A 22,546-nucleotide genomic window follows, 5' to 3' on the forward strand; every position below is an offset into this window, starting at 1 on the left:
CCCGAGGTGCGCGAACGTGCTCAGGCACCCGTCTCGGCCGGGGTCGCGGCACGGTGGGCCGCCGGCATTTCGGCGAGTACCCGCCGCAGTACGCCGGTGAGCGCGGCGTTGACCTCGTCCGGGCGTTCCATCATCAGCATGTGCCCGGCACCCGGGCAGACGGTCAGTTCGGTGGCCGGCAGAGCCGCCGCGATCGACTCGGCGCACGGCGGTGGGGTCAGCCGGTCCCGGTCGCCGACCAGGGCGGCGGCCGGCAGGTGGGCCAACGCGGCGAGGGTGTCCAGTCGGTGCTGGGTGCCGATGGACGCCCGGAACCCGCCGATCGAGCGCAGCGAGGCACGAGCCACCGCCGACGTCACCAAACGGATGTCGGCCGGCTCGCAGCGGTCGCCGAAGAGCATCCACCGGATGCTCGGTTGCAGCGCGTTCAGCAGTGCCCGGGGCGCCCGCCACGAGCCGCACCGGGCCAGCACGCCGGCGCCGGTCGTCTCGGCCAGCCGGATCAACCGGGCGATCCGCGGCGAGAGACCGTAGACGGTGTGCGTGTGCCCCTCGGCGGTGGTCGAGACGAAGACCAGGCCGGCGGCACGGGCGGCGAAGTGCGCGGGGTGCCGGTGGGCGTACTCCATGATCGTCATGCCGCCCATCGAGTGCCCGACCAGCACCACCGGGCCGGCCGGTGCCACGGCGTCGAGCACCGCGGCCAGGTCGTCACCCAACCGGGCCAGGGTGGCGGTGGGCAACGCCATGCAGCTGGATCGCCCGTGCCCCCGGGCGTCGTAGGAGACCACCCGCACCGCACCCCCGAACGGCGCCGCGGTGAGCGCGTCGACCTGCCGGTGCCAGGCGCGTCCGTCCAGCGTCCAGCCGTGCAACAGGATGGCGGTGACCTGGGCGTCCGTCGGGCCCGTCGCCTCGACGTTGAGCCGTACGCCGTCCGGCAGACCAACCTCGAACCGCTCCGGCATCGCCACCTCCCCAGGGTCGCCCAGCACCACGAGCACCGGGATACCCGGCGGTAACACCGGCTACCCGCCAGGACAGCACGCCAATCACGCCCTGGCGAACATTCCCGACCGCACCCGTGGTGGACGGCGGCGGGCCAAGCTGAACGGCATGGGGTGGTCGGGAGCGCCCATGGGCGCGACGTCGGGGCAGGGGCGGCAGGCCGGCGGTACGCCCCGTGCCGCGCTGGCCGATCTGCTCGCCGGTAATCGGCGGTTCGTCAGCGGCCAGCCGGTGCACGGGCACGACGTCACGGCCGCCGCGGCGGCCTCCGGCGACCAGCAGCCGTACGCCGTACTGCTGGGCTGCATCGACTCCCGGGTGCCGTTGGAGGCGATCTTCGACCAGACCTTCGGCGCGATCTGTGTGATCCGTACCGGCGGGCACGTGCTCGATCGCGCGGTCTGCGGCTCGATCGAGTACGTGGTCGGTCAGCTCGGCGTACCGCTGGTGATGGTCCTCGGCCACGAGCGGTGCGGCGCGGTGGAGGCCACGGTGCAGGCGCTGCGCACCGGGCAACGTCCCGGTGGGTCGCTGGCGCACCTGGTGGACGAGATCGCCCCGGCGGTGACCGAGGCGGGGATCGACGATCCGGCGGTGCAGCCGCTGGCGATCCGCCGGCACGTCCGGCGCACGGTGCGCACCCTGCGCGAGGACGACCTGCTGGCCGGGCCGGTGGCCGCCGGTCGGGTGGCAGTGGTCGGCGGCCTCTACGACCTGGCCACCGGCGAGGTCGCCCTGATCGATCCGGGCTGACCGGACCCCGGACGTGCGAAACCGCCCACCGGGAACTCCCGGTGGGCGGTTCGGTTGGTGCGGTGGGGGAGAGCTCAGCCCTCGAAGACGCCGGCCGCGACCAGGCGCTTCTCGGTGGCCTCCCAGCCGTCACCCGGGTGGGTGGCAGCCAGGTTGTTGATCTCCGCCCGGATCTTGGCGGCGTGGCCGGCGGCGGCCAGAACGCGGATCTCCTCGACGAAGGCGTCGGAGTCCGTGCGCAGGTGCGCGGTCTTGCCGTTGGTCAGGTTCCGCACGTAGGCGTGCTTGCCGCCGTTGAGCGGGATGAGGTACTTGAACTCGCCCAGCACGCTGAGGGCGCCACCCTGGCCAGCCTGGCCGGCCCGGACGGACGCGCGCGCGGTCTTAGAGGTGTTGCTCGCCACGGAGGTACTCCTTGCAAGACGTACGGGAGGACTGGACGTCCGGGGGCTGTGTGCGGGTCGTACGTGACTCGGCCCGCGAAGGTGTAACGCGGCATAAGCCGCCGGTGGAACTGTACAGGACCACGACATCATGCTGGTCGTCGCGGTGTCCTGAGAGGCAACGGCGGCCACCCGTCCGGCTATTCCACCCGGCGTTTTTTCCGATTCCCTGGCGCACCATGCGTAACACAAGTCATCATGTGTTGCAGCAGCCACCTGGGTGGACGAGGTCGTAGGGGAAGACGCACCTCGCTCTCCGGGAGGTCACCGTGCCAACGCGTGGCGTCGTATACGTCCACTCGACCCCACTCGCCGTGTGCTCGCACGTCGAGTGGGCGATCGCGCGCGTCCTAGCCGCGCCGGTCAACCTGCAGTGGACGGCTCAGCCCGTCGACCCCGGCGCACGCCGGGCCGAGTGCGGGTGGACCGGTCGTCCGGGGACGGGCGCCGAGCTGGCTGCTGCCCTACGGCAGTGGCCCATGATCCGTTTCGAGGTCACCGAGGAGCCGAGTCCCGGTGCCGATGGCGAGCGTTTCATGTACGTGCCGGCCCGTGGTCTGTTCCGGGCGACGGTCGGCGTGGCCGGCGACATCCAGCTCGGCGAGGACCGGCTTCGGGCGCTGATGGCGGCCTCAAGGGCCCCGGAGGCGCTGGCGCACGCCCTCGACAAGGCGCTCGGCACGGCGTGGGACGCTGACCTGGAGCCCTACCGGTACGCCGGCGACGGCGCCCCGGTGACCTTGCTCACCCGGGTCGGCTGACCCGACGGTCCGCGAGTCGGTGACGTGCACGCCCGTCCCCGGGTGGGCGTGCGGGCGGTAAGGTCAAGTTGCCCCGATAAGGGGGAACTGGTGGGATAGGCGGCGTGTCGAATCGCCCGTGGCGTGCCCCAGTCGCTGTCGCCGCCCTGACCGCCCTGCTCGTCTCCGGCTGCTCGGGTGGCTCGCCCCGCCCTGCCCCGACGCCCAGCCCGGCCGCCCCGTCCGGCGGCCCGAGCGTCCCGGCCGCGCCGCCGGCCGGCGATCCCGCCAGCCGCGCCGCCGCGCTGGTGGCGACGCTCTCCGACGAGGACCTGGTCGGTCAGGTGCTGATGCCGTACGCCTACGGCGACTCGGCGACGAAGGTCTCCGCCGGCTCGGCGGCCGGTAACCAGGCCCTCGCCGGGGTCGACACCCCCGCCGACATGATCGCCAAGTACCGACTGGGTGGCCTGATCCTGGTCGGCTTCAGCGCCGACGACCCCACCAAGGGCAACCAGGAGACCACAAACGTCGACAATCCCAAGCAGGTGCACGAGCTCACCACCGGGCTGCGGGCCGCCGCCGGCCGGCTCGCCACTGGCTCCGCACCGCTGCTGATCGGCACCGACCAGGAGTACGGCGTCGTCACCCGCGTGACCGACGGGGTCACCGTGCTGCCCAGCGCCCTCGCGGCCGGCGCGGCCGGTGACCCGAAGCTCACCGAGGCCGCCTGGCGGTCCGCCGGCGAAGAGTTGGCCGCGATGGGCATCAACGTCGACTTCGCTCCGGTGGCCGACGTGCTCGCCACCCGCAGCACCGTGATCGGCTCCCGGTCGTACGGCGCCGACCCGAAGCAGGCCGCCACGCAGGTGGGCGGCGCCGTCCGGGGCCTGCAGGCGGCCGGCGTCGCGGCCACCCTGAAGCACTTCCCCGGGCACGGGCACAGCGCCGATGACTCGCACCAGGACCTTCCGGTGCTCACCCAGTCCGCCGCGGCGTTGCAGAGCGGCGCGTGGCCGCCGTTCACCGCCGGGATGGACGCGGGCGCGATGGCCGTGATGTCCGGTCACCTGGACGCGCGCGCGATCGACCCGGGGACCCCGGCGACGTTCTCGCACAAGCTGCTCACCGACGTGCTGCGCGGCCAACTCGGCTTCAAGGGCGTGGTGATCACCGACGGGATGAACATGCCGCCCGCGAAGCGCTGGGCCCCCGGCGAGGCGGCGGTCCGGGCGCTCAACGCCGGTAACGACCTCATCCTGATGACCCCGAACGTCGGTCAGGCGTACGACGGGTTGCTCGCCGCGCTGCGCGGCGGATCGCTGCCCCGGACCCGCCTGGTCGAGGCGGTCACCCGGGTGCTGACCATGAAGTTCCGGCTCGCGGAGCTACCGGCGTCGCAGATGTCCACGCTCAACACCCCGGCGCACCGGGCGGCGGCCGACGCGCTGGCCGCCGCCGCCGTCACCGTGCTGCGGGGCACCTGCGGGGCGGGATTACAGGGGCCGGTCACCGTCACCTCGTCCGACGGTCGGGACGGCACCCGGGCCACCCTCACCGCCGCGCTGACCGCCGCCGGGGTGTCGGTCAAGCCCAGCGGCGGCACGATCGTGCACCTGGTGGGCTACGGCGACGGCGCCGAGGACCTGAGCGCCGACGCGGCGGTCACGGTCGCCATGGACACCCCGTACGTGCTGGCTGACGCCAAGTCACCGACGCTGCTGGCCACGTACTCCTCCAGCCGGGCGTCGATGACCGCCCTGGCCGCCGTGCTCGCTGGCAAGGCGCGGCCGGGCGGCCGGTCTCCGGTGCCCGTCCCCGGGCTGCCCGCGACGACCTGTCGCACCTGACCGGTCGGCGCGGGCAGGTCAGCGCCCGCCTCACTCGCCCTTCGCGAGCCCGCGTACCGCCAGCCGGTACGCGGGCAGCACGTCGGCCCGTTCGGTGATCAACCCCTCGTTCACCGCGAAGACCAGCGTCTGCCCCGCCGACTGCACGGCCAGCGCCCAGTTGCGCGACTCCTCCTCGGCCAGCGGGTTGGTGGCCATCCAGGTCATCTCGGTGGCGTCGAAGCCACCGGCGCGGAGGTCGCGGAATTGTGCGCCGGCGACCGTCTCGCCGGCCCCGGCGGCGAAACCCTCCAGCGCGGCGCGCGGCGTGACTGTCGGCGAGTCCGCCGCCCAGATCCGCAGGAACCCGCCACCAGCCTCGCGGCCGTCCACCTCGCAGCGCACTGTGGTGCCACCGCGCTTGGTGAGCGCCTCGCCGACGAGCTCGGCCAGCTCGCCCTTGGGCGGCTCGGCGGCCTTCGCCGTCCATCCGTCGGCCAGCGGAAACGACACCGGTACCGGGCAGGGGGAACCCGTGCCGCCGGTCGTGCCGCCGGGCGAGGCCGGGGCCACCTCGTCGTACCAGGGCTCGCCCGTGGCCTGCGGTGCCGGGCCGCCGGCGGTGGGAGCGGGGGCGTCGTCGCCGCAGCCGGCCAGCAGGCCGAGGGCGAGCATCGCCGACACGGCAACGCGGGTACGAGTGTCCATGGTGGCGATCCCCGTCAGTCGATCTTCAGTCGGCCCATCTAAGCCGCAGCGGTGTCCCGACGTCAATCGCGATCGGCAACCACCGCCACGGCCAAGAGCGCACCGCGAAGCGACACCCCGCAACCGGGGCGGAACGACACAAGGGCCCCTCCTCAACGAGGAGAGGCCCTTGCGGCAGGAACTCAGGGGCGGGCGAAGACGAGCGCCACGTTGTGGCCGCCGAAGCCGAACGCGTTGTTCAACGCGGCCGGGATCTCCATGTGGCGGGCCTTGTGCGCGGCGACGTCCAGGGTGAGGCCGGGCTCCGGGTCGTCGAGGTTGATCGTCGGCGGGACGACGCTGTCGCGGATCGCCAGGATGGTGGCGATCGACTCCAGCGCGCCGGCCGCACCGAGCAGGTGACCGGTCATCGACTTCGTCGCGGACAGCACCGGGTGGTCGCCGAGCGCCTTGTGCAGCCCGCCGATCTCCAGCATGTCCCCAATCGGGGTCGAGGTGGCGTGCGCGTTGACGTGCACGATGTCCCGCTTGGCGATGTCGGCGTCGGCGATCGCCTTGGCGATGGCCCGGATGGCACCCTCGCCCTCGGCGTGCGGCTGCACGATGTCGTACGCGTCGGAGGTGATGCCGGCACCGGCGAGGCGCGCGTACACCCGGGCGCCCCGGGCTGCGGCGTGCTCGGCCCGCTCCAGCACCACGATGCCGGCGCCCTCGCCGAGGACGAAGCCGTCGCGGCCCCGGTCCCACGGGCGGGAGGCCCGCTGCGGGTCGTCGTTGCGGGTCGACATGGCCCGCATCGAGCTGAAGCCGGCGATCGGCAGCGGGTGGATGACCGCCTCGGTGCCGCCGGCCACCACCACGTCGGCCCGGCCGGAGCGGATGATGTCCAGACCCAGGGCGATCGCCTCGGCGCCGGTGGCGCAGGCGCTGGCCACCGAGTGCACGCCGGCCTTGGCACCCAACTCCAGGCCGACCCAGGCGGCCGGACCGTTGGGCATCAGCATCGGGATGGTGTGCGGGGAGACCCGCCGTGGCCCGGAGGCCTCCAGGATGTCGTCCTGGGCGAGCAGGGTGGTGGCACCGCCGATGCCGGAGCCGACGCTGACGGCCAACCGCTCCCCGTCGAGGTCGGAGCCGGCGAGGCCGGCGTCCGCCCAGGCCTGCTGCGCCGCGATGAGCGCGATCGCCTCGGAACGGTCCAGGCGACGCAGGCGCACCCGGTCCAGCACCTCGGACGGCTCCACGGCCAACTGGGCGGCGATCCGGACCGGCAGTTGCTCGGCCCACTCCTGGGTGAGGGCACTCACCCCGGAGCGGCCGGCGAGCATGGCGTCCCAGGTCGACGCGACGTCCCCGCCAAGCGGGGTCGTCGCGCCGAGCCCGGTGACGACGACGTCGGGACGACTCATGATCAGGACTGCGCCGCGATGTAGCTGACAGCGTCGCCGACGGTCTTGAGGTTCTGCACCTCGTTGTCCGGGATCTTGACGCCGAACTTCTCCTCGGCCGCGACCACGACCTCCACCATGGAGAGCGAGTCGACATCGAGGTCGTCGGTGAAGGACTTCCCCTCGGCCACGTCGTCCGGGTTCACCCCGGCAACCTCTTCGAGGATCTCGGCGAGGCCGGTGGTGATCTCGTCACGGGTCATTGCGGTTGGTTCCTTTCATCGGGGTTCTCCGGCGGTCGGCGTCGCCGACCGCCACTCCTGGACGCGTACGCGCCCGAGGGGGTCATCAGGGGCAGCGGACGACCTGACCGGCGTAGGTCAGGCCACCGCCGAAGCCGAACAGCAGCACGGGCGCGCCCGAGGGCACCTCCCGGCGCTCGACCAGCTTGGACAGGGCCAGCGGAACGCTCGCCGCGGAGGTGTTGCCGGACTCGACGATGTCCTTCGCGATGATCGCGTTGGGGATGTTGAGCCGCTTGGCGATGCCGTCGATGATCCGGGCGTTGGCCTGGTGCGGCACGAACGCGGCCAGCTCCGACGGGTCGATCCCGGCCCGCTCGCAGGCCTGGAGCGCGAGCGGCGCCAGCGCGGTGGTGGCCCAGCGGAACACCGCCTGCCCCTCCTGCTGGATGTACGGGCGCCAGCCCTCGATGCGGACCGCGTCGCTCTTGTCCGGCACCGAACCCCAGACGACCGGGCCGATCCCGGCCGGCTCGTCGTCGGCGGTGGCGGAGACCACCGCGGCACCGGCCCCGTCGGCGAAGATGATGCAGGTGGAGCGGTCGGTCCAGTCGGTGAAGTCGGAGAGCTTCTCCGCCCCGATGACGATCGCGTTGCGCGACGCCCCCGCCCGGATGGCGTGGTCCACGGTGCCCAGCGCGTACGCGAAGCCCGAGCAGGCGGTGTTGAGGTCGTACGCGCCCGGTGCGTTGATGCCCAGCTTGGCGGCGACCCGGCAGGCCACGTTGGGGCTGCGGTCGATGGAGGAACAGGTGGCGACCACTACCAGGTCGATTTCGGCGGCGGTCAGGCCCGAGTTGGCCAGCGCCTTGCCGGCGGCCGCGGCGGCCATGTCGGCGACCGTCTCACTGTCGGCGATCCGCCGGCTGACGATGCCGACCCGGTCGCGGATCCACTCGTCGTTGGTGTCGACGAGCTGGGCGATGTCGTCGTTGGTCACCACCCGGGAGGGCTGGTAGTGCCCCATCGAGACGATGCGACTGCCAGTCATGAACGACCTCCGATACGGGCGATCAGGTCCCGTGCGGCCGGCAGGTCGTCCGGGGTGTTGAGGGTGACGATCTCCGGGGCGCCGTCGCCCTTGAGTTCCCGCTTGACCAGGCCGGCGAGGGTGCCGGCCGGGGGCAGCTCGATCACGCCGGTGACCCCGAGGTCGGCCAGCGTACGCATGCACAGGTCCCAGCGCACCGGCGCGGTGACCTGACGGACGAGGCGCTGCACCATCGCCGCGCCGTTGTCGACCGCGGTGCCGTCGAGGTTCGAGAGCAGGGTCCGGGCCGGGTCGGCGGGGGTGATCCCGGCGGCCTCCGCGGCGAGCGCGGTCTCGGCCGGAGCCATGTACGGGGTGTGGAACGCGCCGGCGACCTGGAGTCGGATGACCCGGACCCGGGCGGGCGGCGCGGCGGCGAGCTTGTCGAGCCCGTCCAGGGCGCCCGCGGCGACGATCTGCCCGGCGCCGTTGCGGTTGGCCGGGTAGAGCCCGTTCGCCTCGATCGCGGCGATCACCTCGTCGGGGTCGCCGCCGAGCACCGCGGCCATCCCGGTCGGCTCCAGCGCGCAGGCGGCGGCCATCTCCCGGCCGCGTACGCCGGCCAGGGTGATCGCGGCGTCGGCCGACAGCACCCCGGCCAGGGCGGCGGCACCCAGCTCGCCGACGCTGTGGCCGGCGGTGAGCGCGACGCCGTCCATCGGCAGGTGTTCGGCCGCGAGCAACGCCGCGGCGACCAGCAACGGCTGGGTGCGGGCGGTGTCCCTGATCTCGTCGGCGTCGGCGGCGGTGCCCAGGTGCAGCAGGTCGACCCCGGCCAACGCCGACCACTCGCGCAGTCGCGCCTCAGTGCCGGACAGGTCGAGCCAGGGGGTCAGGAAGCCGGGTTTCTGAGAACCCTGGCCGGGACTAAGTACAGCGAGCACGCCTATGACTCTCCCGGATAAAGGCGGGTAACGCTGTGCCGCCTTCGACCAAACCGTACTAGGCCCTTTGGAGGTTTCCTACAAAGATCGGCGGGGATCATCCTCGTTTTGGGCGGATTTCCGGGTGGCCGGGGTCATTGTCTGAGTCGGGACGGGCGAGGTCTGCGGGGCGACCGGATCCAACCGACCCACGGTCAGCGCCACCTGGAGCGCGAACGCGTCCCGGGGAGACAACGGCGAAAACCCGGTCACCTCGGCGATCCGGCGAAGCCGGTAACGCACAGTGTTCGGGTGCACGAACAGCGCCCGGGCCGCGCTCTCCAGCGTGCCACCGGCGGCCAGGAACGCGTCGAGGGTCGCCAGCAGTTCCCCGCCGGCGCGCACCAGCGTCGCGTACACATCGTGGCGTAGCCGCCGACGGGCCTCAGCGTCGCCGGCCAGAGCCCGCTCCGGCAACAGTTCCGCGGCCGGCACCGGTCGGGGCGCGCTCGGCCATGCCGGCGCGGCCCGAAAGCCGGACAGCGCGGCCCGGGCCGACTCGGTCGCCTCGTCCAGGCTGGGTACGGCCGGACCGACCACCACCGGGCCATCCCCGAACGCGCTCAGCAGCTTCGCCGTGGCGGTCAGCGGATCCGGTGCGCCACCCAGCACGATGACCAACCGGTCGCCGTGGACGCCGCCGATCACCTCCACGCCGATCCGGCGGGCCTGCCGGTAGACCACGTGCAACACCGCGGAGACCTCGCCGCCGGGCGACCGACCGACCGCCACCGCCACCGGCGGCGCGTCCGCCCAGCCGAGCGCGGCGGCCCGACTGGCCAGGACGTCCGGCGAGTCACCGCGCAACAGCGCGTCGACCAGCAGCGCCTGAAGCCGGGCGTCCCACGCGCCGCGCGACTCGGCGGCCCGCGCGTAGACCCGGGCGGCCGAGAACGCGATCTCCCGGGAAAAGCGCAGCACCGCCTCGCGTAACTGCTGCTCCTCGCCCTCGGCGGCCAGGTGCGACACCTGCTCCTCGACCACGTCGATCGTCACCTTGATCAACGCCACGGTCTGCTGGAGGGTGATCGACCGGGCCAGCGCCTGCGGGGCGGCGGCGAAGACCTCGTCCGAGACCTCCTGGGTGCTGTCCGCCGTGCCGCCGCCCTCACGCAGCCACTGCACCAGCGACCTCGCGCCCGCCTGGGCGACCAGCATCACCCAGGAGCGCTGGTCGGCCGGCAGCGCCCGGAACCAGGGCAGCGTCTCGTCCATCCGGGCCACGCTGGAGGTGGCCAGCGCCCCCGCCGATCGTTCGATCCGGCGCAGCGTGGCCGACAGTTCCCCACCGCCCGGCGTGCTCACCGCCCTAGCCTGACACGTGGTGAGCAGGTCAACCACGTCGGCACCGGTCGACACGGTGCGGCCGGCTCACGGGTGCGGGGGAGGTGGCAGGCCCAACTCCTGGGCCAGGATCGCGGCCTGCACCCGGCTGCGCAGGTCCAGCTTCGCGAGGATCCGGCTCACATGGGTCTTGGTGGTGCTCTCCGCCAACACCAACCGGTCGGCGATCTGCAGGTTGGACAGGCCCAACCCGAGGCAGGCCAACACGTCACGCTCGCGCGGGGTGAGGGTGCCCAGGGCGGCCCGGGTGTCCGCCGACGCGCCCGGCGCGCTGGCCGCGAACGCGCTGATCAGCCGGCGGGTCACCGCGGGTGCGATGAACCCGTCACCCCGCGCCACCGTCCGCACCGCGCTGACCAGGCCGTCGGCGTCGGTGTCCTTGAGCAGGAACCCGGCCGCACCGGCCCGCAACGCCCCGAAGACGTACTCGTCCAGGTCGAAGGTGGTGAGCACCAGCACGTCGGCGAGCCCGTCGCCGACGATCGTCCGGGTCGCGGAGATCCCGTCGGAGTGGGGCATCCGCACATCCAGCACCGCCACGTCGGGGCGCAGCTCCCGGCACAGACGCACCGCGGCGTCACCGTCGGCGGCCTCGCCGACCACGCTGACACCCGGCGAGCCGTTCAGGATCAGGGCCAGTCCGGCCCGTACCGCCGGCTGGTCGTCGGCGAGCACCACCCGTACCGTCGCCGCGCCCGGGTCGTCCGACGGCCGCGCCGCGGTCACCCGCCCTCCCCGGTGGGCAGGGCGGCCCGCACCTGCCAGCGACCGTCCCGCGGCCCGGCGGTGAACCGGCCGGCCAGCAGGGTGGCCCGCTCCCGCATGCCGATCAGCCCGGCCCCGGCGCCCGGCAGCCCGGCACTGCCCCGACGGACCGGATTCTCCACCGTCAGCACCACCTCGGCCGGCCGGTACGCGATCGTCAGCTCCGCCTCACCCGTGCCGTGCTTGAGCGCGTTCGTCAGCGACTCCTGCACGATCCGGTACGCGGCGAGGTCCACCCCCACCGGCAGCACGCCCGGCGTGCCATCGGTCCGGACCCGCACCGCGAGACCCGCCGCCCGAACCCGCTCGACCAGGCCGCCCGCCTCGGCCAGCCGCGCGGTGACTACCTCCGACCTGACCGGGCCGCCGCTGGTCCCTGGCTCGCGCAGCACCTCGATCATCTGACGCATCTCCGCCAGCCCCTGCACGCTGCTCTCCCGGATGACCCGCAACGCCGACTCCACCTGACCGCGATCCAACCCGGGCACGGAGAGCACGGCGGTGGCGTGGATGGCCACCGCGCTGAGGTGGTTCGCGACCACGTCGTGCAACTCCCGGGCCATCCGGGCCCGTTCGGCGCTGACCGCCTGCCGACGGTCCAACTCGACCAGCCGGGCGGTCTGCTCGGCCCGCGCCCGCTCGGCGGCGGCCTGGTCGCGGTACTGCCGCACACTGATGCCGGTCAGCACCGGCAGCAGCCCGGCGAGCACCACCAGGACCCCGAGCGCCGCCCCACGCCAGTGGCCGTACCGGAGCACGCCGACGACCGCCCCGACCAGGCTCAACGCCACGGTGATCCGCAGCAACCACCGCCACAGTCGGGGCGGGCCGTACACGCAGGCGTCGTAGAGCACCTGCGTGTAGACCAGGACGGTGCCCAGCGAACTGCCCAGCGCCGTGTCGACCACCAGCGCGCCGGTGCCCACCGCCAGGCTGGCGCGCGGTGCGACCCGCCGTAGGCCGACGGCGACGCACACCGCCACCAGTGGCGGCAGGAACAACACCGAGGGGACCTGCGCGTTCGGGCGGACCTGCGGTTGCCAACCCAGGGCGTGCAGCACCAGACCACCGGCCAGCGACGCGCCGGCCAGCATGAGATCACGGCCGAGGGTGCCGGAGTCGAGCCACGGTGGCGGACGCATGACCCGATCCCACCACAGCCGTCGCCCGCCGAACTCCGACCGGGGGAGGACCTCGACGACACCGCCATGCGCCGAAAGGGGTACGCCAACGGCAACCCGCCCGGTCGGCCCCGCCGACGGGCCCCGGGGTGAACGGCACGGAAAGAAGCTGTGAACTGCGTAACCGGGTCCCGTGCTCAGCGGCGTCGTCGGGGACCGGCCGGCCCGGACCCCGGGTACGCTGCGCGCGGCCCGTCGGTCCCGGCCAGTACGGTGACAGGGCACCTCGGGGGAGAGCACCCGAGGGTGGGGCGAGCGTGAGGAGACCGGGGATGGCGCACGGGGAGGCCGAGCACGGCTGCGCCCAGGGCGAGCCCTGCCGGCCGGGGCACCACGACCCGCAGGCGGCTGGCAAGCACCGCCGAGCGGTCGGCGGCGCACCATCGCACCCGGCGGAGCCGCTCGTCGGGCGGGCTGATGACGAGCCTGTGCTGCCGCGTCAGCGCTCCGCAGAGCCCAACATCCTCGGCGAGTCCGACTCCGACGTTCCCGCTGGTTGCCTCAGCGAACTTCCCGGCTGGGCCGGGGCGCACCGGCATGGCCCGGTTCGACCGCGTCCGCGGGCCACCCGTCGGGAGCGCCCACCGCGCCGCTGGTGCTGATCACCGTCGACGGGCGGCACTGAGCGGCGGGTGCGGCAAGTCAGCGCCCGCGCTCGCTCAGCGGGTGCGGCGGCGGATCAGCAGAGCGATCCCGGCGAGGCCGACCGTGATGGTCAGCATCACGCCGACGTTGAGCAGAAGCAGGCGTTGCAGGTCGCTGAGCGCCTCGTCGAGGTCCTTCGCCGGGTCGAGCGTGTCCTCCGGGAGCACCCGCTCGCCGCCGCCCGCGCCGCCGCTGACCGTGTCGAACTGCCGCTCCAGCGGCACACCGGCGGTGCGCAGGGTCTCGGACATGCTGAGCCGACCCAGGAACCAGCCGGCGCTGGTCTTGCGGCCGTCCGGCTGCTTGGCCGGCCGGTAGAGCCGGGGGCCACCGACCGCCTTGGGGTAGAGGTCGTAGGTCTGTTTCGGCGTCTCGCCGGCGAGCACCACGACCGTGTATTTCGGACCGAGGTTGGCCGCCTTGGGGCCTTTTGGCATGCCGGTGGGAGCGAGGAAGTTGACCTGGTCGATGACCGCGCCCACGAGGGTGGGCTCGGTGTCCGCGTGCATTCGCACCGGTGCGGACATTCCCGTGCCGGTGATGTCCACTCCGGCGGGTGCCGGCTTCGGCGCCGCCGAGGCCGAGCCAGCGGTGCCGAGCGACAGCAACGCTGCCGCCAGGGTGCCCGCCAGCACGGCTGCCAACCGCCTCATGTGTCGGAGCATCCCGCCTCCTCGCCCCGTTCGATGGATGGCTTCGTCGTGACGTCCGGACCGACCTGCTGGTGCGGCATCGACCGGATGGTCGCGTCCACTCCTACAGACTCCGCAGAACGTCGATGAGTTGCAGCTTTCGGAACAGTAATTGGAACTATCTGTGATCTCTGCTCGACTAATGAGGAGCCGTTTGATCAGCGGGCGGATCGTACCCTTACGGAGGGGTTCATGGGGGGCAGGGTTACACGTTCGGTGCGGGTCATGCCAGTGGTGCTCGGCGTGGCGTTCGGTGTGTCGTTTTTGGTGCCGGCGACACCGGCTGCCGCCCACAACGAGTTGACCGGCAGCAACCCGCGCGACGGCGCCCGCCTGGCGACGGCACCTGCCCGGGTGGAGCTACGGTTCCTCGCCACGCCGTCGCCGGGAACGACAAAGATCACAATAACGGGACCGGACAATGTGGTCGCTGGCGGCCCACCCGCCTTCGACGGCAGTCGCGTGCGGGTGCCGTTCACGCCGGCCGCCGCGGGGCTCTACATCGTCGGCTACCAGCTCGCGTCGTCCGACGGGCATCCGGTGAAGGGCGAGGTGCGGTTCACCCTCACGACCGGCACCGCCGCTGACCCGTCCGCCTCGCCGTCCAGCCCGGCCGGGTCGCCCTCGGCTGCCCCGTCGATTGTCGGCTCACCCTCAGCCGGGCCCGTGACGGCGACACCCGACAGCTCGGCGGCTTCCCCGGTGCCGGCCGCGTCGGAGCAGTCCGACTCCGGGGGTCGCTGGTGGCTCTGGGCGCTCGGCGGCCTGGTGCTGCTGGCCGCGCTCGCAACCGGCCTCGCGTTCCGCCGCCGCCGCGGCACCCCGTGATCGAACTGTTGTCTTCCGTCAGACCAGGCGTAGGCGGGCGGCGCGGATCCGGGTCAGGGTGCGCTCGCGACCGAGCACCTCCAGCGACTCGAACAGCGGCAGACCCACCGTGCGGCCGGTGACCGCGACCCGCACCGGCGCCTGCGTCTTGCCGAGCTTGAGGCCACGCTCGGCGCCGACCGCCTCCAGCGTCGACTTCAACGACTCGGCATCCCAGGACTCCAGCGCCTCGAACGCCGCGACGGCGTCGTCCAGCAGCTCGGCGGAGCCGTCCTTCATCGTCTTGGTCCAGGCGGCCTCGTCGATCAGCGGCGAGGCCAGGAAGAGGAAGTCGACGTTCGGCACGATCTCGCTGAGCACCGCGATCCGCGTCTGGGCCAGCGGCGCCACAGCGGCGAACGCGTCGGCGTCGAACTCCTCCGGCTGCCACGGCGGCGGCGCGATGGTGTCGGTGCCGGTCAACCACGGCTGGCAGGCGTCGATGAACTCGGCCACCGGCAGCGCGCGAATGTACTCGCCGTTGAACGCGCGCAGCTTCTTCTCGTCGAAGAACGCCGAGGAGAGGTTGACCTCGTCCAGCCGGAACTCGTCCTCGATCACCGACCAGGGAACGATCTCCCGGTCGCCGGAGGGGGCCCAGCCGAGCAGCATGAGGTAGTTGCGCATCGCGCCGGCGAGGTAACCCTCGTCGCGGTACGCCTCCAGGGCGACCTTGTCCCGGCGCTTGGAGAGCTTCTGCCGCTTCTCGTTGACCACCACCGGCACGTGCGCCCAGATCGGCGGCTTGACCCCGAGCGCTTCCCAGAGCAGCTGCTGCTTGGGGGTGTTGGGCAGGTGCTCCTCGGCCCGGATCACGTGGGTGATCCCCATGGTCATGTCGTCGACGACGTTGGCCAGCAGGAAGACCGGCGAGCCGTCGCCCCGGGCGATGACGAAGTCCTCGATGAGCTTGTTCTCGAAGGTGGGCTCACCACGGATCAGGTCGACCACCACGGTCGCGCCCTCGTCGGGCGTACGGAAGCGCAGCGCGTGCCCCGGGCCGGGGCCGAGGCCACGGTCGCGGTGGTAGCCGTCGTAGCCCTGGTACTGCGAGCCGGTGCGGGCCTGCACGTCTTCACGGGTGCAGTCGCAGTAGTAGGCGCGGCCGGACTCGTGGAGCCGGGCGGCGGCGGCCCGGTGCTCGCCCGCGTTCGCGGACTGGAAGTACGGGCCCTCGTAGCTGCCCCGGGAGATGCCGATCCAGTCCAGCGCGGAGAGGATGCCCTCGGTCCACTCGGGCTTGTTGCGCGCCGCGTCGGTGTCCTCGATACGCAGCACGAACACGCCGCCCTGCTGCTTGGCGTAGATCCAGTTCTGCAGCGCCGAGCGGGCGCCGCCGACGTGGAACATACCGGTCGGGGAGGGGGCGAAGCGCACACGTACTGTCACGTCCCCCAGCCTACGGCGGTGCGCGACTGCTTTTCGCCACCGCCCCCCGCCGTGACTCACGGAACCGAGCGGATCTTGACGACCAGGGCGCTGCCGAGCAGGGTGACCACGGCGGTGACCGCGTAGAGCGTGGGATAGCCGCCCAGATACACCACGAGCGGGGCGGAGAGCGCCGGGCCGAGCACCTGCGGCGCCGAATTGGCGATGTTGATGACGCCCAGGTCCTTCGCCCGGTCGGTGGCCCGGGGCAGCACCTGGGTGATCAGCGCGGCGTCCACCGAGAGGTAGACGCCGTAACCCGCGCCGAGCAGCAGCGCCGCGACGATGGCCATCGGCCAGACCGGCGCGACCGCGAGCAGCAGCGCCGCCACCGCCATGATCAGCCCGGAGACGATCACGTAGATCTTGCGCCGGCCGGACCGGTCGGACAGCCGGCCGGCGACCACCGCGGTCAGCATCATCCCGAGCGTGTAGAGCAGGATCAGCACCAGCAGGCCGCCCTCGGGGTCGGGGTGACGTACCCCGTCGCTGAGGAAGTACAGCAGGTAGAGGGTGCCCAGGGCGTTGCCCAACTGGACCAGGAACCGGGTGATCCAGGCCCAGGCGAAATCCGGGTGTCGGCGAGGGCTGATCCACATCGAGGCCAGCAGTGCCCGCGTCCGCAGCACCGGCCGGTGCGTACGGGGCAGCGGTTCGTCGGGGGTGAGCAGCGTGAACGGCAGCGACAGCAGCAGGATGGCCACGGCGATGGCCAGGTAGCCGGCGGCGTTGCCGGTGACCACGGCGGTGACCAGCACCGCGCCGAGCACCAACCCGAGCGCCTGCGGGATGCCCACCCAACCCGAGACGCCGCCGCGCTGCGTCACCGGCACCCGGTCCGGGACGGCGGCGGTGAGGCTGGCCAGCATCGCGTTGAAGCAGACCTGCGCGGCGACCCAGCCGAGGGCGACCCCGAGGATGGTCCGCTGCTGGGCCAGCAGCACCAGGGCCGCCGCGCCGAGCACGGCCCCGCCCGCCGTCCAGACGTGCCGACGACCGAGTTCGCGGCCGGCGATCCGCAGGCACGTCCGGTCCGACAGCGCGCCCGCGAGGGGGTTGGCCAGCACGGCGGCCAGCGCACCGAGGCCGGTGACCACGGCCAGCATGTTCTCCTTGTCGCCGGGCGCGATCTGTTCGATCTGCTGCGGCAGCAGCACCTGGATGGGCGTGAAGAACGCCATCCACACGCCGAGGTTGGCCGCGAAGATCAGGCCGATCCAGCCGCGCCGCACCGGCACCGTCGGCTCGGCGAGCGCCGCCGGCAGCGACGCCGGCGTCGGGTCGAGGGTGGTCACCGCGCCGACCCCGGCCGGCTGGCCGCGATCACGTCCCGCAACCAGGTGTACGACGACTTCGGCGTACGGGTCTGGGTGGCGTAGTCGACGTGCACCAGCCCGAAGCGTTTGGTGAACCCCTCGGCCCACTCCCAGTTGTCCAGCAGCGACCAGACGAAGTACCCGCGTACGTCCACCCCGTCGTCGAGGGCGGCCCGGACGGCACGCAGGTGCCCGTCGAGGTACGCGATCCGCTCCGGGTCGGCCACCTGCCCGTCGGCGTCGGGCGCGTCGTCGTACGCGCAGCCGCTCTCGGTGATCTCGATGGGTGGCAGCGCGTCGCCGTAGGTGTCGCGCAGCCAGCCGAGCAGTTCGCGCAGCCCGTCGGGGGCCACCGGCCAGTCGAAGGCGGTACGCGGGTAGCCGTCCAGCGCTACGAGGTCGAACGGCAGGGGTGAACCCGCCTTGGCTGCCCGTACGCCGGTGGGGTTGTAGTAGTTGACTCCGAGGACGTCGATCGGCGCGGCGATCGTTTCGAGGTCGCCGGTGCGGATGACGCTCGGGTCGCGGCCGGGTATCTCCGGGTAGCCGTGGCCGAGCAGTGGGTCGGTGAAGAGCCGGTTGTGCAGCGCCTGGTACGCCGCCGCGGCGGCCCGGTCGGCGTCGCTGTCGCCGAGCACCCGCACCGGAGAGTAGTTGTTGGCGACAGCCACCGGGCTGGTGGTGTGCGTCCGTAGCGCGGCGACCGCGAGCCCGTGCCCGAGCAGTTGGTGGTGGGCGACCGGGAAGGCGTCGAAGAGCAGCGCCCGGCCGGGGGCGTGGGTGCCCATGCCGTAGCCGAGGCTCATGTGGATGAACGGCTCGTTCAGGGTGATCCAAAGCCGGACGCGGTCGCCGAGCCGGGCGGCGGTCTTCTCGGCGTACTCGGCGAACCGGGCAGCGGTGTCGCGGTGCAGCCAGCCGCCGGCGTCTTCGAGGGGTTGCGGCAGGTCCCAGTGGTAGAGGGTGGCCACCGGGTCGACGCCGGCGGCCAACAGTTCGTCCACCAGCCGGTCGTAGAAGTCCAGGCCGGTCGGGTTCACCGGGCCGGCGCCGGTGGGCTGGATCCGGGGCCAGGCGATGGAGAAGCGGTAGGCGTCGACGCCCAGGCCGGTGAGCAGGGCCACGTCCTCGGTGTGCCGGTGGTAGTGGTCGCAGGTCACCTCGCCGCTGCTGCCGTCGCTGATCCGTCCGGGGGAGCGCGCGAAGGTGTCCCAGATGGACGGGCCTCGGCCGTCGGCCGTGGTGGCGCCCTCGATCTGGTGGGCCGATGTGGAGACGCCCCAGCGGAAGCCGGTGGGGAACTGGGGCATCGGTGCGGTCGACATGCGCCCTCCCGGTCAACGTGAAACGTGCTCGGGACTTTAGGGGGCTCTCGATGAATGCGCCATAGGCCGGCCTGGCGCAATGCGCAATGGTTGATCGGCGTGTCTTTTTCCGAACCCGTCCTGGTAAGTCCGATTTAACGCATAGAGTGCCGATATCGTGGGATGTCCTCACCGGAGGAAAGACGGAAATGATCCTCGTGGAACGCAGTGCGCACGTGGCGGCGCCAATTGAAGTGGTCTGGGATGTCGTACAGCGGGCCGAGCAGTTGCCGGCCTGGCTGGCCGGGGTCCGCGCGGCCGAAGTGCTCTCGGGAGAGGGCTTCGGGCGGCGACAACTGGTCCAGGCTGGGCGCGGCTCGGCGCATGAGGCCGAGGTGATCGCCTACCAGGAGCCGACGCTGATCGGCTGGCGGGAACGGGCAAAGGGTGCCGGTGCTCGTGCGGAGGCGCGCACCGAGATCTACGTCCAGCTCACCGGAGACGAGGAGGAGGGCGGGACCATCGTGCGCCTCATCGTGGTCCGTTGGCCGGCCGGCCCGGTCAAGGCGGCCCTGCTGCGCCTCGGACTGCGTCGGGTCGGTGCCGACCTGGAGGACTCGCTGGCCCGGCTCACCGACCTGGCCGCCGTCGGCTGACGAGCGCCCATCCTCCCGGCGTCACCCGCGACGGCGGTGGTCCGGATCCCCGCCAGGGCTCCCGGACCACCGCCGCTCCGTACACCGAAAAGGGCCCGGCGCGGATGCGCCGGGCCCTCCTCAGTGGTGCTTGGTCAGCTGTCGCCGCCGGTCTCGCCGACCGGGGCGGCGTTGACGTCGTCGATCGCGTACTTCTTGGCCGCCTCGGCCGGCACCGTGACCGGCACCGCGCCGCTGCGGGCGAGCTGCCGCAACGTGGCCACCACGATCGACTCCGCGTCGACGTGGAAGTGCCGGCGCAGCGCGTGCCGGGTGTCCGACATGCCGAACCCGTCGGTGCCGAGCGACGTGTAGTCGCCGGGTACCCAGCGGGCGATCAGGTCCGGTACCGCACGCATGAAGTCGCTGACCGCGATCTTCGGCCCGTCCGCGTCGGCCAGCTTCTGCTGGATGTACGGAACCTTCGCCTCGGCGCCCGGGTTGAGCAGGTTGTACTCCTCGGTCTCCACCGCGTCGCGGCGCAGCTCGGTCCAGGAGGTCACCGACCAGACGTTGGCGCCCACCCCCCAGTCCTGGGCGAGCAGCTGCTGCGCCTTGAGCGCCCACTGCATCCCGCTGCCCGAGGCGAGCAGGTTGGCCTTCGGGCCGTCGACCTGCGGTGCCGGCGAGTAGCGGTAGATGCCCTTGAGCAGGCCCTCCACGTCCACGTCGGCCGGCTCGGCCGGCTGCAGGGTCGGCTCGTTGTAGACCGTCAGGTAGTAGAAGACGTTCTCCTGAGCGTCCCCGTACATCCGGTGCAGACCCTGCTCCAGGATGTGCGCGATCTCGTACGCGAACGCCGGGTCGTACGCGACCACTGCCGGGTTGGTGGCGGCGATCAGCAGCGAGTGCCCGTCCTCGTGCTGGAGGCCCTCACCGTTGAGCGTGGTCCGACCGGCGGTGGCACCGAGCAGGAAGCCCCGGGCCATCTGGTCGGCAGCCGCCCACAGCCCGTCGGCGGTCCGCTGGAACCCGAACATCGAGTAGAAGATGTACATCGGGATCATCGGCTCGTCGTGCGTGGCGTACGCCGAGCCGGCCGCGGTGAACGACGCCACCGAACCGGCCTCGTTGATCCCCTCGTGCAGGATCTGCCCGGTCGTCGACTCCTTGTACGACAGGAACAGCTCACGGTCGACCGAGGTGTAGCGCTGGCCGTGCGGCGAGTAGATCTTCGCGGTCGGGAAGATCGAGTCGAGACCGAAGGTGCGTGCCTCGTCCGGGATGATCGGCACCCAGCGCTTGCCGAACTCCTTGTCCTTCATCACGTCCTTGAGCAGGCGGACGAAGGCCTGCGTGGTGGCCACCTTCTGCTTGCCCGAGCCGCGCTTGATGTCGGCGAACCGCTCCGGGCCGGGGATGGCCAGCCGCTTGGTGCTGGTCCGCCGGGACGGCAGGTACCCGCCGAGCTGCTCGCGCCGCTCCTTGAGGTACGCCATCTCGTCGGACTTCTCGCCCGGGTGGAAGTACGGCGGCAGGTAGGGGTTGTCCTCCAGCGCCGAGTCCGGGATGTCGAGGTAGAGCCGGTCGCGGAAGGTCTTCAGATCCTCCAGCGTCAGCTTCTTCATCTGGTGGGTCGCGTTGCGGCCCTCGAAGTGCGAGCCGAGCGTCCAGCCCTTGATCGTCTTCGCCAGGATGACGGTGGGCTGACCGGTGTGCTCGGTGGCCGCCTTGTAGGCCGCGTAGAGCTTGCGGTAGTCGTGCCCACCCCGCTTGAGGTTCCAGATCTCGTCGTCGCTGAGCGGCTCGACCATCTTGCGGGTCCGGGCGTCCCGGCCGAAGAAGTGCTCCCGCACGTACGCGCCGGACTCCGCCTTGTAGGTCTGGTAGTCGCCGTCGGTCGTGGTGTTCATCAGGTTGACCAGCGCGCCGTCGGTGTCCGCGGCGAGCAGCGGGTCCCACTCACGGCCCCAGACAACCTTGATCACGTTCCAGCCGGCACCCCGGAAGAACGCCTCCAGCTCCTGCATGACCTTGCCGTTGCCCCGGACCGGGCCGTCCAGCCGCTGAAGGTTGCAGTTGATCACGAAGGTGAGGTTGTCCAGCTCCTCGCGGGCGGCCACGCCGATGGCGCCGAGCGTCTCCGGCTCGTCCATCTCGCCGTCGCCAAGGAACGCCCAGACGTGCTGCTGGGAGGTGTCCTTGATGCCGCGGTGCTGCAGGTACCTGTTGAACCGGGCCTGGTAGATCGCGTTCAGACCGCCGAGACCCATCGAGACGGTGGGGAACTCCCAGAAGTCCGGCATCAGCCGAGGGTGCGGGTACGAGGGCAGCCCACCACCGGGGTGCGACAGCTCCTGGCGGAACCCGTCGAGCTGGTGCTCGCTGAGCCGCCCCTCCAGGAACGCCCGCGCGTACATGCCGGGGGAGGCGTGGCCCTGGTAGTAGATCTGGTCGCCACCGCCCGGGTGGTTCTTGCCCCGGAAGAAGTGGTTGAAGCCCACCTCGTAGAGCGATGCCGAGCTGGCGAAGGTGGAGATGTGCCCGCCGACACCGATCTCCGGGCGCTGCGCCCGGTGCACCAACATGGCGGCGTTCCACCGGACGTACGCCCGGATCCGCCGCTCGACGTGCTCGTCACCCGGGAACCAGGGCTCGCGCTCCGGGGTGATGGTGTTGATGTAGTCGGTGGTGGTCAGGGGCGGAACCCCGACCTGGCGCTCACGGGCCCGCTCCAGCAGGCGCAGCATGACGTAGCGGGCGCGCTTGGCACCGCGTTCGTCGATGACACCGTCAAGCGACTCGACCCATTCGCTGGTCTCTTCAGGGTCGATGTCCGGAAGCTGGCTCGGTAGGCCGTCGCTGATCACCGGGCGCTTGCGTTCCGTAGCCACAGGCGTTCCCTCGGTTGTGTGTGGGATAGGTCTCTAGCGCCATCCTGCCCCCTGGTGGCACCCCTCGTCACGTCTAGACCCCCTGGACGCGATGCTCAACACATGTACCCGTCGGTAACTTAGCGCTACGACCCGCTTCTGACCGTTGTTCTGGCTTCCTACCGTGGTGGGATGAACGGACGACGAGTGCTTGTCGGCGGTGTGCTGCTGGCGGTCGGGGTGCGGCCCGTGCCCGGCCAGCGCCGCAGGCACGCCGACACCAGCACGCCGGCGACCTACTACGGAAGCGACTCCGGCGGCTGGGACTGGGGCGGTGGCGATTCCGGCGGTGGTGGCGGTGGTGGTGGGGAC

The 22,546-nt window shown here is 72.1% G+C and carries 20 protein-coding genes and 2 pseudogenes; 7 read left to right on the top strand and 15 right to left on the bottom strand.

Annotated elements, in window-relative coordinates; translation table 11 throughout:
• Positions 1 to 20 precede the first annotated feature (20 nt).
• The gene (locus DLJ59_RS07245) at positions 21 to 968 is read right to left on the bottom strand and encodes an alpha/beta fold hydrolase (RefSeq protein WP_124771732.1); all 948 of its coding nucleotides are present in this window, start codon (positions 966 to 968) and stop codon (positions 21 to 23) included.
• A 169-nt stretch (positions 969 to 1,137) separates the two neighbouring features.
• On the opposite strand from DLJ59_RS07245, the gene DLJ59_RS07250 reads away from it, so the two are divergent.
• Positions 1,138 to 1,761 carry a carbonic anhydrase gene (locus DLJ59_RS07250; protein WP_124771733.1) on the top strand — a complete coding sequence of 208 codons (624 nt, stop codon included), beginning with the start codon at positions 1,138 to 1,140 and terminating at the stop codon, positions 1,759 to 1,761.
• A gap of 74 nt (positions 1,762 to 1,835) precedes the next feature.
• On the opposite strand, the gene DLJ59_RS07255 is transcribed toward DLJ59_RS07250, so the two are convergent.
• Positions 1,836 to 2,165: a hypothetical protein gene (locus DLJ59_RS07255; protein WP_030330285.1), complete on the bottom strand. Its 330-nt coding sequence runs from the start codon at positions 2,163 to 2,165 to the stop codon at positions 1,836 to 1,838.
• A 308-nt stretch (positions 2,166 to 2,473) separates the two neighbouring features.
• Here DLJ59_RS07255 and DLJ59_RS07260 point away from each other — a divergent pair, with 308 nt between their 5' ends.
• A complete protein-coding gene (locus tag DLJ59_RS07260) occupies positions 2,474 to 2,965 on the top strand; it encodes a DUF3145 domain-containing protein (RefSeq protein ID WP_091409261.1) in 492 nt (163 codons plus the stop codon).
• Positions 2,966 to 3,060: 95 nt separating this feature from the next.
• A complete protein-coding gene (locus DLJ59_RS07265; protein WP_124771734.1) occupies positions 3,061 to 4,794 on the top strand; it encodes a glycoside hydrolase family 3 protein in 1,734 nt (577 codons plus the stop codon).
• A gap of 30 nt (positions 4,795 to 4,824) precedes the next feature.
• Here DLJ59_RS07265 and DLJ59_RS07270 read toward each other — a convergent pair whose 3' ends face one another.
• The 8 genes and pseudogenes from DLJ59_RS07270 to DLJ59_RS07305 all read right to left on the bottom strand — a co-directional run bounded on the left by DLJ59_RS07270 (position 4,825) and on the right by DLJ59_RS07305 (position 12,375).
• Positions 4,825 to 5,481, bottom strand: a complete 657-nt coding sequence (locus tag DLJ59_RS07270) for a lipoprotein (protein WP_124771735.1) — start codon at positions 5,479 to 5,481, stop codon at positions 4,825 to 4,827.
• A 182-nt stretch (positions 5,482 to 5,663) separates the two neighbouring features.
• Positions 5,664 to 6,890, bottom strand: a complete 1,227-nt coding sequence (gene fabF / locus DLJ59_RS07275; protein WP_124771736.1) for a beta-ketoacyl-ACP synthase II — start codon at positions 6,888 to 6,890, stop codon at positions 5,664 to 5,666.
• A gap of 2 nt (positions 6,891 to 6,892) precedes the next feature.
• Positions 6,893 to 7,132 carry an acyl carrier protein gene (locus tag DLJ59_RS07280; RefSeq protein ID WP_030330276.1) on the bottom strand — a complete coding sequence of 80 codons (240 nt, stop codon included), beginning with the start codon at positions 7,130 to 7,132 and terminating at the stop codon, positions 6,893 to 6,895.
• Between the two features lie 85 nt (positions 7,133 to 7,217).
• Positions 7,218 to 8,162: a beta-ketoacyl-ACP synthase III gene (locus DLJ59_RS07285; protein ID WP_124771737.1), complete on the bottom strand. Its 945-nt coding sequence runs from the start codon at positions 8,160 to 8,162 to the stop codon at positions 7,218 to 7,220.
• A 5-nt stretch (positions 8,163 to 8,167) separates the two neighbouring features.
• Positions 8,168 to 9,085, bottom strand: a pseudogene (locus DLJ59_RS07290) (ACP S-malonyltransferase); the annotation flags it as partial.
• A gap of 78 nt (positions 9,086 to 9,163) precedes the next feature.
• Positions 9,164 to 10,465, bottom strand: coding sequence for a PucR family transcriptional regulator (locus tag DLJ59_RS07295; RefSeq protein WP_279635731.1), 1,302 nt, complete (start codon positions 10,463 to 10,465; stop codon positions 9,164 to 9,166).
• A gap of 30 nt (positions 10,466 to 10,495) precedes the next feature.
• Positions 10,496 to 11,194: a response regulator gene (locus DLJ59_RS07300; RefSeq protein ID WP_124771740.1), complete on the bottom strand. Its 699-nt coding sequence runs from the start codon at positions 11,192 to 11,194 to the stop codon at positions 10,496 to 10,498.
• Complete coding sequence (locus DLJ59_RS07305; RefSeq protein ID WP_124771741.1) at positions 11,191 to 12,375, bottom strand: sensor histidine kinase; 1,185 nt, start codon at positions 12,373 to 12,375, stop codon at positions 11,191 to 11,193. Before DLJ59_RS07305 ends, DLJ59_RS07300 begins: the two co-directional genes overlap by 4 nt.
• A gap of 311 nt (positions 12,376 to 12,686) precedes the next feature.
• On the opposite strand from DLJ59_RS07305, the gene DLJ59_RS07310 reads away from it, so the two are divergent.
• Complete coding sequence (locus DLJ59_RS07310; protein ID WP_124771742.1) at positions 12,687 to 13,016, top strand: hypothetical protein; 330 nt, start codon at positions 12,687 to 12,689, stop codon at positions 13,014 to 13,016.
• A gap of 57 nt (positions 13,017 to 13,073) precedes the next feature.
• Here the strand turns inward: DLJ59_RS07310 and DLJ59_RS07315 are convergent, their stop codons facing one another.
• Positions 13,074 to 13,724: a hypothetical protein gene (locus DLJ59_RS07315; protein ID WP_124771743.1), complete on the bottom strand. Its 651-nt coding sequence runs from the start codon at positions 13,722 to 13,724 to the stop codon at positions 13,074 to 13,076.
• A 252-nt stretch (positions 13,725 to 13,976) separates the two neighbouring features.
• On the opposite strand from DLJ59_RS07315, the gene DLJ59_RS07320 reads away from it, so the two are divergent.
• Positions 13,977 to 14,579 (top strand): copper resistance CopC family protein, encoded by a 603-nt coding sequence (locus DLJ59_RS07320; protein ID WP_244235878.1) that lies wholly within the window; start codon positions 13,977 to 13,979, stop codon positions 14,577 to 14,579.
• Between the two features lie 18 nt (positions 14,580 to 14,597).
• On the opposite strand, the gene gltX is transcribed toward DLJ59_RS07320, so the two are convergent.
• From gltX to DLJ59_RS07335, 3 genes are read right to left on the bottom strand one after another with little or no spacing between them, the layout of a single operon-like run.
• A complete protein-coding gene (gene gltX / locus DLJ59_RS07325; RefSeq protein WP_124771745.1) occupies positions 14,598 to 16,007 on the bottom strand; it encodes a glutamate--tRNA ligase in 1,410 nt (469 codons plus the stop codon).
• A 56-nt stretch (positions 16,008 to 16,063) separates the two neighbouring features.
• On the bottom strand, positions 16,064 to 17,341 hold the full coding sequence (locus tag DLJ59_RS07330) for an MFS transporter (RefSeq protein WP_124771746.1): 1,278 nt from the start codon (positions 17,339 to 17,341) through the stop codon (positions 16,064 to 16,066).
• Entirely contained in the window at positions 17,338 to 18,687 is a 1,350-nt protein-coding gene (locus DLJ59_RS07335) for a GH1 family beta-glucosidase (protein ID WP_124771747.1), read from the bottom strand. Before DLJ59_RS07335 ends, DLJ59_RS07330 begins: the two co-directional genes overlap by 4 nt.
• A 188-nt stretch (positions 18,688 to 18,875) precedes the next feature.
• Here DLJ59_RS07335 and DLJ59_RS07340 point away from each other — a divergent pair, with 188 nt between their 5' ends.
• Positions 18,876 to 19,322, top strand: coding sequence for an SRPBCC family protein (locus DLJ59_RS07340; RefSeq protein WP_112582592.1), 447 nt, complete (start codon positions 18,876 to 18,878; stop codon positions 19,320 to 19,322).
• A gap of 134 nt (positions 19,323 to 19,456) precedes the next feature.
• Here the strand turns inward: DLJ59_RS07340 and aceE are convergent, their stop codons facing one another.
• Complete coding sequence (gene aceE / locus DLJ59_RS07345) at positions 19,457 to 22,195, bottom strand: pyruvate dehydrogenase (acetyl-transferring), homodimeric type (RefSeq protein WP_124771748.1); 2,739 nt, start codon at positions 22,193 to 22,195, stop codon at positions 19,457 to 19,459.
• A gap of 171 nt (positions 22,196 to 22,366) precedes the next feature.
• On the opposite strand from aceE, the pseudogene DLJ59_RS07350 reads away from it, so the two are divergent.
• Positions 22,367 to 22,546 (top strand): annotated as a pseudogene (locus tag DLJ59_RS07350) (hypothetical protein); the annotation flags it as partial.

The organism is Micromonospora inaquosa (genome assembly GCF_003857055.1).
Lineage (GTDB): Bacteria > Actinomycetota > Actinomycetes > Mycobacteriales > Micromonosporaceae > Micromonospora > Micromonospora inaquosa.